Annotated in this window: 8 protein-coding genes; 4 read left to right on the top strand and 4 right to left on the bottom strand. The window is 27.9% G+C overall.

The window, feature by feature from the left end:
- Window positions 1-95 precede the first annotated feature (95 nt).
- Entirely contained in the window at window positions 96-1,478 is a 1,383-nt protein-coding gene (locus VBN07_RS00005; RefSeq protein WP_323177306.1) for a putative cysteine peptidase, read from the bottom strand.
- Window positions 1,479-1,709: 231 nt separating this feature from the next.
- Between VBN07_RS00005 and VBN07_RS00010 the strand changes: the two genes are divergently transcribed.
- Complete coding sequence (locus VBN07_RS00010; protein ID WP_323177307.1) at window positions 1,710-2,999, top strand: MFS transporter; 1,290 nt, start codon at window positions 1,710-1,712, stop codon at window positions 2,997-2,999.
- Window positions 3,000-3,389: 390 nt separating this feature from the next.
- On the opposite strand, the gene VBN07_RS00015 is transcribed toward VBN07_RS00010, so the two are convergent.
- The 3 genes from VBN07_RS00015 to VBN07_RS00025 all read right to left on the bottom strand — a co-directional run bounded on the left by VBN07_RS00015 (window position 3,390) and on the right by VBN07_RS00025 (window position 6,914).
- Window positions 3,390-4,718 (bottom strand): AAA family ATPase, encoded by a 1,329-nt coding sequence (locus VBN07_RS00015; protein ID WP_323177308.1) that lies wholly within the window; start codon window positions 4,716-4,718, stop codon window positions 3,390-3,392.
- Window positions 4,719-5,046: 328 nt separating this feature from the next.
- The gene (locus VBN07_RS00020) at window positions 5,047-6,117 is read right to left on the bottom strand and encodes a phosphatidate cytidylyltransferase (protein ID WP_323177309.1); all 1,071 of its coding nucleotides are present in this window, start codon (window positions 6,115-6,117) and stop codon (window positions 5,047-5,049) included.
- An 11-nt stretch (window positions 6,118-6,128) separates the two neighbouring features.
- Complete coding sequence (locus VBN07_RS00025; RefSeq protein WP_323177310.1) at window positions 6,129-6,914, bottom strand: hypothetical protein; 786 nt, start codon at window positions 6,912-6,914, stop codon at window positions 6,129-6,131.
- A gap of 51 nt (window positions 6,915-6,965) precedes the next feature.
- On the opposite strand from VBN07_RS00025, the gene VBN07_RS00030 reads away from it, so the two are divergent.
- The 3 genes from VBN07_RS00030 (at window position 6,966) to VBN07_RS00040 (ending at window position 13,934) form a co-directional block, all read left to right on the top strand.
- Complete coding sequence (locus VBN07_RS00030) at window positions 6,966-7,712, top strand: phosphotransferase (protein WP_323177311.1); 747 nt, start codon at window positions 6,966-6,968, stop codon at window positions 7,710-7,712.
- A gap of 360 nt (window positions 7,713-8,072) precedes the next feature.
- Window positions 8,073-12,488 carry a PolC-type DNA polymerase III gene (locus tag VBN07_RS00035; RefSeq protein WP_323177312.1) on the top strand — a complete coding sequence of 1,472 codons (4,416 nt, stop codon included), beginning with the start codon at window positions 8,073-8,075 and terminating at the stop codon, window positions 12,486-12,488.
- A 105-nt stretch (window positions 12,489-12,593) separates the two neighbouring features.
- The gene (locus VBN07_RS00040) at window positions 12,594-13,934 is read left to right on the top strand and encodes a BMP family ABC transporter substrate-binding protein (RefSeq protein ID WP_323177313.1); all 1,341 of its coding nucleotides are present in this window, start codon (window positions 12,594-12,596) and stop codon (window positions 13,932-13,934) included.
- The last annotated feature ends 50 nt before the right edge of the window (window positions 13,935-13,984 follow it).

The raw sequence follows: 13,984 nt of genomic DNA on the forward strand, positions 1-13,984 counted from the left end.
GTCTACAGCATAAATAGGTAAAGCGACCACAAGAGAAAATAAGAAAATTAAATATACACTTAAAGTTGAAAATTTTAATCAGTTTTTTCTTAACATTATTTTAAAGGTTCTTTCTTTAAAATTAAATTATTAATTTCTTCACCAGTATATAATTTATCTTTATATTTAAACAGTCTTGGTTGTTTCCTTGCATTTTTTGGTTTCAAACTTCCTATAGTGAAATAATAAGAACCTCAAGCACCATTATAGTATGAATATAAAATTGTATTTCTTTTTTCTTGTCCTCAACACATAGAACCTAAAAACATATCTGAATTATCATCATAACCATACATTAAATATGCATGGTCCGGTCAACCGTTGGAATAAGTGCAAGGTGCTATCCCTAAAATGACAGGTATACCTTTTTTAACATTTTCTCAAGCTCTATAGTATCCACCATACTTTCCGTAATTGTCTCATGAGCTTCTTTCATTTTTATTAAATCTATCAAAAGCAAGTCGGTAGTAATTAGGTGTTTTTAAATTTATTTGTCCATCAGCAAGTTGATATAAATGGTAGGTTAAAGATTTTTTATAGTCTTTATATTGAACATTATCTTCGTGATGATAAGAGTATTTATATTTAAACACTGGAGAAGTGTGCTCTCAATGTATGATATTATTTTGAGGAGCTTCTTTGATAAATTTATTATACTGGTCCTGTGTAAAAACAGTTCCATCAACAAATAAATGATTGTAGAGTAGTAATTGGCTCAATGCAACATATTCACATAAACCTCTTCTACCACGAGGAGCTCCTTCAGGTTTTAAATCTACGTATCCAGCAGATTCGTAATTGTTTCTTGTTGCAAATCATCATGCATATGGCACTGTGGAACTTACCTTAAAATGACCATCATAATTATAGTTAGTTCTATTCAAATCATAATCTACTCAAGGTTCGGTTTTTGTTTTGTATTTTGAGTATCTAATTTCTTTTTCCCGTTTCAATAATTGATTCTGTTTAAATTCTTCTATTTCACGTAGTTCATCTTCCTTATAGGTGCTTAATAAATCACTTTTTAAGATTTTACTTTCGTTATATAGACTTTTATATGTGTTTTCATCTTCTAATTTGAGCAATCCAAATCAACGATCATATATTATTTCTGAATTTAATCATTCATCTTTTATTGTTTCATAATGAATTTCGTTTGATGTATAAATATTTGCATTTACAACTGAAAACATTTCATCTGTAGCGATAAGTAAAAAGCTATTATTTTGAATGTCTTTTATTTCCTTAACAATTTTAAATTTTTGAGTTTTACCACTTAATCTAGATAAACGTGCAATTTCAGAATCTACTAAAAATTGCTTCATTTCATTTTCGTCTTTTTGTTTTGGATCAACATTATTATTTATAGATGCCGAAACAGTTGGTAGCGCTATAACTCCTGTAGTGAAGATGCTTAAAATTAATTTTGTATTTTTCATAATATATCTCCTTATTTTTATTATATTCTTTTTAAGTAAAATAAAACAAATTATTCAAAAATATTTAACTTATTTTTGATGCTTATTATAGAAATGTAACTAAAATGGTTTTAGTATTTGTTTTGCTTTTTTGAGCTTAAATTTCTTTGAATATCAGATACAAGATCCTTTTTTCATCCCTAATGCATAAATGAATGTATAATTAAATACCATACATTAATGAGGGGTATTATGTCACTATTTAGAAGCTTGAATGCTAACTTATGAAAATATATAAGTAGTATTTCATTATCATCAATCGGGTCAGAAGCATTTAAATTAACTTCTAGTTTATATATTTACAAAATAACTGGTGATTTCTGATTAGTTACATTGTTGTACTTATTAGTACAATTACCATCATTAATCATTTATGCAATCTCATCAAAACTTGTTAAGTTACTACCTGATAGAGTTGCTCTTCTTATTTGTGATATTGCTAGTTCAATATTGTTGATAATACCTTTAGGAACTTATTTTGCATTTATCAATAATTTATCTACACATACGTTTTCAATTATTTTAATTGTGACAAGTACACTTTTAGGAACTGTCCATTCCTATAGATTTATACACATTAAGAATATTCTTTACTTTTTAGCAAAAGATAAAAATGAGTTAAATAAATTCAACATCGGTAACTCATTTGCCATATCAATTGGATTAGTTTTATCTCCAATATTGTCACTTCTGCTTTATAAGTATTTACCCTTTTATTCTTTAGTTATTTTTAATATGTTAACTTACATATTATCTGGTTTACTTTATTGAAGTTTAAAAACTAAATCAGAAATGACTATTTTTGTGGATAAAGCAAAAGCAAATGATAAATCATATAAGATTTTAAGTTCTAAATTTAAGTTATTTTCATGAATATTCATATTATCTTCATCCTTAGTAATTGGAATATTCTTATTTCCTAAACAATCAGGAGTTATTCAATTTTTCAAATGAGTTGGTGATTATAAATATGAGGATTGAAGTTTTTATTTCTCAATGGTTTTAGCTCTATTAAGTCTAACTGGTGTGATTGTTGTTTTCTTATTAAACAAATACAAAGTAAAAATTGATCTTAGATGAATAATTTTCGGGATGTTTGCATTGAGCATCATTTGAATTTCATTATCATTCGTTTCAAATAAACAATTTATTTTAATTAGTTACTTTTCGATTAATGCGCTGCAACAATTGGTATTCAGTATGTTCTTACCAGGATTTTATAGCAAGTCATATCAATTATTTGAAAAAGATAAGTTCCACTTACAAAATGGGTTATCGATAGTGTTTAGAATTATAATGTCTTCATTATTAATAATTGCACTTACAGCAATTAACAATTTAGCTGGATACTCATGAACTTACATTGCATATTCAGTAATAGTTATAGTTTGTGGAGTAATTGCTATATTTTCATACACCAGAATTAATAAGTTGTATAAGCTCCCTACTATTAAGAAACTTGATAATTTATGAGTTTTATAATTAGACAGCTAAGCTGTCTTTTTTTATGGTTAAATGAGATAAATTGCATAAAATTTTAAGATTATTTAGAATAGTTAAATCCTGAATTTTGAATATTTATGAAATCAAAAATTATTCGACACAAATATCTTCCGATATAGTAAATTATACCTGGTCATATTTGATGTTAATTTAGTTTGTATTAATTATTCTTCACTTAATTATTTTATGAAATTCAATTTACTTTAATGAATAAAAAAATAAGTTGTTGATTATTGTGAGTAAATTCTCTTCATATTAAAAAAGAAATGAAGACTTATTACATACTCAAAGTATAGTTCTTCATTTCAAATTTAATTTGTATTAGAATATCTAAATGTCAATTTTAAACAATCAAGAAAGACAAACTTCTTAGTCAGTCATGAAGTTTATTATTTGTTCTTCAATTGCTTCGACTTGATTTTCTATATCCTTTTTTGTGGAGTTTCGTTTTATTCAATCGAGAGTAAATATAAAATTACTATTTCTATCAATTTTCTCTCTTTTAAAGTTCTTTAAAGTTATTGCTCCAGAATTTGTGTCTATGTATTCAACATTATCTTTTTTCACTATATCAAATAGCGCTCTTTCTAAGTCAGGTTTGTTTATAACGGATGATACATATTCTCTTTCTTCATCTCTAATCTGAATAATTCCTTCAGTATTTTCATCCCTATCTAAGTCGTAAAATAGACAAATTCTGTAATATCTAATTATTGATAAATCTCTAACTATATTTAGCATTTTATCAATTTGTTTCTTCCCATTGCAATCAATTATAGTATATGGCTTCTCTAAATCGTTTTTGCTTATAATGTCATTGATTATGCTATTGTCAATTAAACCTTCAATAAAGAAACATCTTGATGAAAATAGGAAATCAGCTAACCAGGCTGTTATTCTGGAATTGTTTTCAACTAAAGTTTCGGTAATTATATCTTTATCCAGAGTCACAATTGTAGATTCTTGTTTATTATCATCATATTCCGTAAAAAGAAGATATTCGATGTTGCAAGTTGATTCATTAATGAATTTCTTTCTATGTCCAGCAAATATTTTTTCTAAAAACAATGGGGAATGTGTTGTTACTATAACATCAAGCTTTTCTGAAATTTCTATAATCATATTTGCTATTTTGTGAACTAATTCTGGGTGCAAGAATTTTTCGACTTCATCGATTATTAATGTGAATTCCTTATTAGGCATTATTTGACCATCAGATATCATTTCATATAGCAATTTAATTAATGAATAATTCAAGCTACCGGAACTACCCATTTTTCTTTTGTTATTATTTAAAAATTCTAAAACCATAAAGTTGTATTCGAATTCTTGTTCCAAACCTCTCGTGTTAAAACAATTTTTAAAATATGATTCAAAAAATGGATCATGAATATCTTTCATTTTATCTCGAAATCTATCTGCATTTTTTTTGAATGAGTTAATTTTTTCATAATCTTCATCATTACTTATTCTTACTTTAAATGGTTTTGCAAATTGTGTGTTCAGAAAATCAAAAACCTTTTTATGTGGAGAAACTACTTCATTTTTTCCTGTGCCACCTGTATTTCCCTTAAGAATTCCTTCAAGGTCAATTTCAGCTTCAATGAATAAATTATTAGCATTTGTTTTTGGATATCTACTTTCTAAATATTTTGTTTTACCAGTTTTATTTTTTCCGAAAATAATTTTTAAACTCATAAGACTCCTTGTGTTTTTTATTATATATTTGAATTATATGTCCTTCAAGAATAGTTCATAGTTTTTTAATGATTTTTTTAATTTTATAGGATAAAGCTGATTCACTAGTGTTAAAGTTTGAGAAGTGACTAAATTTTAAAAGCAATATGTAGGTATCCAAATAAATTTTGCTAAGATTAAAGAAATTTAGGGAAGAAAAATACAAATGATATTTTTATGTATTAAGTGATAAAGAACTTAATTATAAAAAAGAATGAGCTATAGAAACTCATTCATTTAAAACGTTTAAACTATTAAAATGTTTAACTTATAGCTGTAGGCTAATTTACTATATTATCGCGAACATTGATAGCGTGATAAATAAAATAAATACAAAAGAGATTGAATCTAATCTATCTAAAATACCACCATGTTCTCTTAATATGTTTGAGAAATCCTTAATTTCATTTCTTCTTTTTATGAGTGAAAATGCTAAGTCACCACAGATTGCAAACATAGGTGCAAGGAAGATGAATAACATTAAATACACAAACATCATATTTAAGCTATTAGCCGCTGCATTTCATGGTGTAATCATTATGTGCATTAATGTTTGATTTTTGTCTGACGCTATTCCATAAGCTATCCCCATATATGCTAATGTAACTGCGATTGCAACAATAATTCCGACAATAGCACCTTCAATTGTCTTTTTAGGACTAATAGCTGGAGCAAGTTTTTGTTTGAAAAACTTGTGCCCTAAAAATCTTCCACCAAAGTATCCTCCAATGTCGCAAGACATTGCAATGAATACAATTAATAAAATAACTTCAATTGCATAAGTTTGTGCAAGTAGCACCATAAATGATTTTAAGAAGTATGTTAAGAATGAAAAGATGAAAAAGAATGATAAAGCTTTAATTGCTAAATATTTGAGATTAATGTTTTTAACAGTTAAAAATCTAATTAATACAAAAATTAATGTAATTGTTAAAGGTCATATTGCATCAAAGAAACTAAATGCACCATAAGTAGCATCTGTAAAGACTGAACCAATTTGTAATATATTTTTATTAACTAAACTACTTTCTGAGAGTGTTATCCGAGTTGTTAAGAACTTAAGGAAGTTTGGATAAGCAAACAGCAACCCAACTGCTAAAGCAGGTAAAACTCATTTAAATATTTTATGGTTTTGTAGATATGCTTTTGAAAGTTCATAATAAATTCAAAAAGCAAATCCTACAAAAATCAAAATAGACAATGTTCTTAAAAATCAAAAAACTCCATCATTAAATTTTTTATATAAATTAAAATCAAAAGAGAATTTTGATACTGTTAAAAATATAACAAGAACAAGTCCGATAATTAGAGCAGGAATAACTCTATTTATTCAAAAAGATTTTTGTTCTTCTTTTTTCATTATTTCCTTTCTTAATCTTCAAATTCTTGAAGAAATTGAAGATACATATGCAAGTACCCTTCAGCTACAATGAACTTTTCAATATTAAATAAATTTTTATCAAAATATCTAGATCAACCACCAGAAATTATTGAGTTTTCTGGTTTATCAAATGAAGATACATAACCTGATAATAAAGAGCTTAAACCATTTAACATAGCTGTTTTTGTAGTTGTTCCTACTTTAGTTTCAGGTACTCTTAATTCATTTTCAATTATTCCAGGAGCTACAAATGGCATATCAAAAAAGTCCACTATTCTAGCTATTGAAACACTTTTAAGAATTAAGTTTTCCATTTTTAAATTAACTCAATATGTTCCTAATAAGTTAATTGAATCTTTTTTATATTTAATTGAGTTTATAAGTAATGCTGATAAGATATCAAAACCAATAGAACCTTTGTGTTTTATTTTTTTATCAATTAAGTGTGACATCCTTTTAATAATTACTTTTTTCTCATCGTTTAAGTAAACTAAATCGTTAGACATAAAATCCAACTTACTTGCCATGGCGAAGATAATGGTTTTGCATAAATCCTCATCTGTATTAGTTGCAGCTACAAGGATTCTCGTGTCTTCAAGATCTTTAAGTATTTTAGCGAGCTCTTCGGTAAAAGCCAAGTAGTCAATAATTTTTGCCTTACCTTGTTTAATTTCATTTGTTCTTAAGTCAACTTTGTAATTAACTATTTTGATGAATGTGTTACCCAAATCCATAACAATATATTTTGATAATTTTTTCATAGTTATTAATTTCATTTTATAATTCTTAATTATATACTTTTAAAAAATAAAATTGTGGAGGTACATATGAAAAAACCGATAAATATTGGACATACAAATAAGACATATATGACTGAAAATTCAATCTATCAAGAAAAGGTTTTAAATAAATTCAATCATAAGTTAGATTACGCATTACTTGAGAAATTTGATTTTGTACCTCGTTTAATTAAAGAAACAGAAAATTCTGTTGAATGAGAGTATATTCAGACAAAACCGTTGGTGTTTACAGAAGATGTTTTAACTCAAATTGCGAATAATTTTAAGACATTACACGATTCAAAGCTACAGTTCCCTAAAACAAATGTAGCTTCAAGAGTAAAAGAGTATAGAAGAATTCTGAATGAAAGAGGAATAAAAATTGATGTTCTTAATGATTACTATAAGAGAATTAATTTAATATTAAAAAACTCTGAATCAAACAGACCATTACATAATGATTTATACTTAAACAATATTCTCCTAGACTCAAACGACAAAGTTTACTTTATCGATTGAGAGTATGGTTCAATGGGTGACAAGCATTTTGATTTAGCCTACTTTATCTGTGGTTCATACTTAAATAAAGAGCAAGAAGAGTTTTTCTTAAATGTTTATGACACATATTGAGAAGAATATTTAATTCAACAAAAAATATTAGTTTATTACTTAACAATTCTTTGAGTTAATGCTCAAGAAATAAAACCATTTGATGATGCAGGTTTAATTGTGAAATTAAAAGACACTGTTAAAGAATATGAATATAAAAAATCGACTAATACCTTTAGGAGATAGGGATAAAAGTTTCGATAAACAGAATAGATTGTTATATTAGCAATTATAAGAGTTTATTAAATTACTAATTTTTAAAACTAAGATAAGAAAAGTAGATAGTGGTTAAAAACTGTCTACTTTTCTTATCAGATTTTGCAATTCACGGCTTTTTACCATAATTCAATTTGCTAATTGTATTAAAACTATAATTTGAAATATAAAGAGTAATATGTTAATAAAACTGCATTTTTATGTGGTGTTTCATTAGTTTTGTAGGCCATTGTTTTTCTCTCAATATTTAAATTTTTAAAAGATAGTTAATAAAAAATACTATATATTAAATATAATAATATTTAATAACTTATACAAGGTGGTGAAGTAATGGAAGGATACAAAAATCAAAAATTTAATTTACTAGCTAACAAATTAAATTTACCTTATATCGCATCATTTTCGGATGCTAAAATAGATAGCAACAGCATTAAAGTTGTTAAAAATTCAAATACAAATGAAGAAAGATTAGAGGTTACTTTAACTCTTTTAACAATTCCATCGCTTGAAGATTTAAGAACTTTAACAGTTGCAGCTATAAAAGAAAGAGTTAATTTCAAATTTAAATACGATAATAACGAATATTTATCAAGTCCATTAGTTCTTAATTATTTAGAATATGTAGTTAAGAAAACTCTTCCAGATAATAGTGGGATTGCAAGAGCATTAAGATTTCAAAATGTTAATTATGATGAACAAACAGGAAAATATTTAGCACATATCTTTGATTATCAAAATACTCCTGAATTTCAAGAAGAACTTAAGGTAGTTAATAAGTATATGAAAGAACTTTTTGGTTTTGATGCATTTGAATTAACTGTTAAAGTCAATACATTTGATTTAAAAGAACAAATCAACAATAACATCCTTCAAAATTATGACAAAATCAAAAATCAATTTAGCGATCACGAGACAACCTCAACTTCATTTAAAAAAGGTTCAATCAGCTATGATAAAGGAAGTTGAGGAAGAAGGCGTTCACCATCTAGTTATACAAAATACACAATTCAGGAAGTTCACGAACTTCCTTATGAAGATGAAACTACAAATGTTTCTGTAACTGGTTATGTTTATAAAACTGATGTTAGAGACACTAATAAAGGGTTAAAAATTCATAACATTTCAATTACTGATTATAATGATGCTATTAGTACAGTTTTCTTCGAGAGAGAAAATACTAAAGATGTTTATGTTCCAAAAATTGGAGATACAGTTGAAGCTATGGGTAGAGTTTCTAATCCATATGGTTCAACTTACAATGGTGTAGACAAGTACAATAAACAAATCACAGTTAACTCTTTTAGCAAAGTTGATCCACTTACAGAAGAGCAAGAAGATTTAGCTTATGAAAAAAGAGTTGAGCTTAGCACAAGAACAAAAATGTCAACTATGGATGGACTTTTAAATGCTGAAGATATTGTTTCTATAGCTAAACAATATGGGCATTCAGCAGTTGCTATAGTTGATTCAAATGGTGTGCAAAGTTATCCGACTTTCGAAAAAGCTGCTAAAAAAGCTGGTATTAAACCAATTTATGGAGTTAGTTTTGATGTTATTTCAAAAAATCATAATTTCTTATTAAATTATTCGCCTGACAAAAATGCAGTTTTAGAGCAAACTGAATTTGTTGTGCTTGATATCGAAACAACACACTTATCAGCGCAAACAGGAGAATTAATTGAATTTGGTGCTCAAATTGTTAAAGAACATAATGCTTTTAATCATAAAGACTTACAGTTCTTTATTAAGGCACAAAAACCTCTTAGTGCTAAAACAATGAGCTTAACTAACATTACACAAAAAATGTTGGATGAAGAAGGAATTGAGTTAAATGAAGCTCTTGACAAAATTTATGATTTATTAAATAATAAAGTTTGTGTAGCTCATAATGCTAACTTTGACTTTAACTTTATTATCCAAAAGTTCATTGAGCAAGGTAAAAAAGTTCCAAACACATTCTTTGTAGACACACTTAACATTTCAAGATTGCTATTCCCTGAAAAACGTTCACATACGTTAGGTAACTACTGTTCATATTTACAAGTTAGTTATGATTCAGCAGTAGCTCACCGTGCTGACTATGATGCCGGTGTTCTTGCTAGTGCTTGAATTAAGTCGATTCAAATGTTAAAAGAGAAAGGTATTTTAACATTTGATGATTTATATAAAACTTATGAACCAAATGTTTACTCACATGTTAGATCAAATCAAATTTCTGTTCTTGCTAAAAACCAACAAGGAATTAAAGAAATTTCTAAATTAATCACACTTTCATTAACCGAAAGATTCTTTAAGTCTCCTAAATTATTTATGGAGGACATCAAGAAGACTGAAAACATTTTAATAGGGTCAGGTGGACTTAAAAGTAGATTTATAGACAATATTTTTTATTCATCAGATGTTGAAATTCAAAAGTCAGCGGAATTTGCTGATTACATTGAAATACCACATCCTAATGCACTAAAACATTACTTAGAACCACAGGAAAAATTTACTCAAGAAGAAATTTATGATGGTATTAAAAGAATGATTAATTGAGCAAATAAGCTTAACAAAATTCCTGTTGCAATTGGGGATGTTAGATATAAAAGTAAATTAGATAAGGAAGTCTTCAGATGCCTTGTTTATTCAAAAGGTATTGGTAACTCTTCACACTTCTTATTTGACCATAGAAAAGTTGAATTTGAAGGAAGAAACTTCTTATTACCTGATTTAGAGTTTTATACAACTGATCAAATGCTTGAGTCATTTAAATTCCTAAATGATGAGCAATTAATTAATGATTTAGTTATAGTGAATACAAACAAGATTGCTAATTTAATTGATTCAGAAATTAAAATTGTTCACGACAAACTTTACACACCTAAATTTGATGATTCAGCAGTTAAATTAAAAGAATTAGTTTATAAAACAGCGCATGAAAGGTATGGAGAAGTACTTCCTCAAATGATTGAAGAAAGACTTCAAAAGGAAATCACACCTATTCTGAAATATGGATTTGATGTTATTTACTGAATTTCGCATATCTTGGTTAAAAAATCATTGGAAAGTGGATATCTTGTAGGTAGCCGTGGAAGTGTTGGTTCATCTTTAGTTGCTACATTTGCAGGTATCACAGAAGTTAATCCATTACCAGCTCACTACATTTGTTCAAATTGTAAAAACTTTGTTTTAAATGAAGATTCTAATATAACTTCAGGATTTGACTTAGATGATAAAAATTGTGATAAATGTGGAACACTTATGAATAAAGATGGACACACCATTCCTTTCGAAACATTCTTAGGATTTGATGCTGATAAGGTTCCGGACATAGACTTAAACTTTGCTGGTGACTTCCAACCAATTATTCATAATGAAGTTAAGAAACTTTTTGGTGACAGTCATACTCTAAGAGCTGGAACTATTTCTACAATTCAAAGCAAAACTGCCTTTGGTTATGTTAAGAAAGCTAATGAAGAATATAACTTGGGTTATTCAAATGCTTTTGTTGATTATTTATCTTCAAAACTTGAAGACATTAAGCGTACAACAGGACAACACCCTGGAGGTATCTTAATTATTCCCAAAGAATTCGATGTTGAAGATTTTACACCTGTTAACTATCCTGCTGATGATACTTCAATCGATTGAAAAACAACTCACTTTGATTATAGAGCTATCCATGACAATGTCCTTAAGTTAGACTTGCTTGGACACATTGACCCAATGGCAATTAGAATGCTTGAAAAATTAACTGGTTTAGATGTTAAGAAAGACATACCTAAAAAAGATAAAAGAGTTATGTCGCTTTTCTCAACTACTAAAGAATTAAATATCACGCCTGAACAAATTGGTGGCGAACCAACAGGTGCTTTAGGTATCCCTGAATTTGGTACATCATTTGTTAGAAAGATGTTGATTGAAGCACAACCTGAATCATTTGCTGACTTAATTTCAATTTCAGGTCTTTCTCATGGGACTGATGTTTGAACAGGAAATGCTCAATCACTTATTAAAGATATGGGACTATCATTAAAAGATGTTATTTCCTGTCGTGATGATATGATGGAATACTTAATGAAGAAAAATATTGAGTCTAAATTAGCTTTCAAGGTTATGGAACAAGTACGTAAAGGTAAAGGTGTAACAGAAGAACAAGTTGCAATATTAAAGAAAAACAATGTACCATCTTGATACATTGATTCAATGCAAAAAATTAAATATATGTTCCCTAAAGCTCACGCTACTGCTTATGTTCTTATGGCTTGAAGAATTGCTTGATTTAAACTTTATAAGCCTTTAGAATACTATGCAACATTTTTCACAACTAGAGCAACTGAATTCGATTTACATGTAATGATGAACGACTTTAAGATTGAAAAAATTAATAAAAAAATTAAGGAAATAACCTTAATGAATGATAGAAAAGTTAAAGACGATCAGTTATTACAAACCTTAGAACTCGCAAGAGAAATGTATGCACGTGGATTAAGTATTTCAAACATCAGCTTAACTAAATCATTAGCAACTGAATGAGTAATAGATTATGAACATAATGCTCTTATACCTCCATTTACAGTTGTAGGTGGACTTGGAGAAGCTGTAGCAAATGAAATTGTTAATGCTAGAAATGAAAGTGAATTTGTTTCAAAAGAGGACTTTAGAAAACGTGGAAGAGTAAATCAAACTCTTTACAAGATATTGAATGAAGAATTTAAGGTTCTTGATGAGTTAAACGAAACAAATCAGTTGACACTATTTTAAAAATTAAAAAATAACTTTGATAAATAAAAGTTTTATAATATTAATGAGGATATTTTTATAGTATCCTCATTTTCTTTAAATAATTATTTAAACAAAAGGACAAAAATGAAAAAAATTAAATCATTATTATTAGCTGTTGCAGGGATCACAACAGCTATAGCACCAGTTGCTGCAATCTCTTGTGGAAGAACAGACAGAACAACTTCAGGAGTAAGAGCTAATATCACTCCAATTGCAGATATTACGAGAAATACAGCTTTAACAGCTGAAACTATTCAAGGCAAAACTCCACTTTCTGTTGTTGTTGTAACAGACTCTGGTCACGTAACTGACTTATCATTTAACCAATCATCATATGAAGGAATGATGAGATATGTTGATGACATTAAAGAGCTTACAGGTTCAGAACCTAAATTTGCTTACTCAGAACCAGAAAGTAATAGTTATGAAAATACTTACAATAGTTTATTAGGGAAATATAACATTTGAATTCTTTCAGGGTTCACACATGGAGATGCAATTAAAGCATACATCCAACAAAATAAGGATAGATTAATTAAGAACAATGTAAAAATCATAGGTACAGACTTCACAATAGATCCAAATGAACTTCAAGGTTATGGAGACTTTTATGGTTTAGATTTTAAAGTTGCTGAATCAGCATATATCGTTGGACAAGCAGTTGCTGAATTAATGGCAACAGAAGAGTCATATGCAAACAAAAGAAAAGTAACAGCATTTGGAGGTATGCCTTTCCATGGAGTTGTTGATTTTATTAAAGGTTACTACAGAGGTATTCTTGATATAAATAAAACTCAATCAGATGCTAATAAAAAAGTTAGACCAACACAAGGTAAAGGTCTTGCAAATGACTTTTCAAGTGTAGCACTTAATACTGCTTTTGAATCAGGTAAACCAATGGATAGTGCAATCGCAAATGCAATTGCTTCAAATCCAACAGTTATTTTACCAGTTGCTGGACCAGCGACAGGGTTCACATTAGATGAACTTGAGAAAAAAGCAAATACAGATCACATTGGTGTAATCGGAGTGGATACTGATCAAGCAAAATCAAGATCAAAAGACTCAGGAAAATTCTATACATCAATTACAAAAAATATTGCACAAGCTGTTTACGATACAATCCTATACATCACATATGGTATTGATAGCAAAAATATTTATAGTACAAAAACAGCAGAGAGATCATTCTCAATTAGAGGAAGTTTCAAACAAGGGTGAGTTGGTTATGCACAAAGTACACTCAAAGATGAAGCAATGAAAACAAAAATGAATCAATTATTAGCAAAATATGATGCTAAATTTAAAGAATTATCTGAAGAGGACATAGATTTTATTTCATCAGATAAATTAAATAAAACAGATTCTGCAACTTTATCACTTCCTGACTTAATTCAAGAATTAACTGGCGAAATGTTAAAATAATTTTTCAACAAACTTAATTTTTTAAAGGGTACCTAATTTTGGTATCCTTT

Source organism: Mycoplasma sp. 4404, assembly GCF_034863325.1.
Lineage (GTDB): Bacteria > Bacillota_I > Bacilli_A > Mycoplasmatales > Metamycoplasmataceae > Mycoplasmopsis.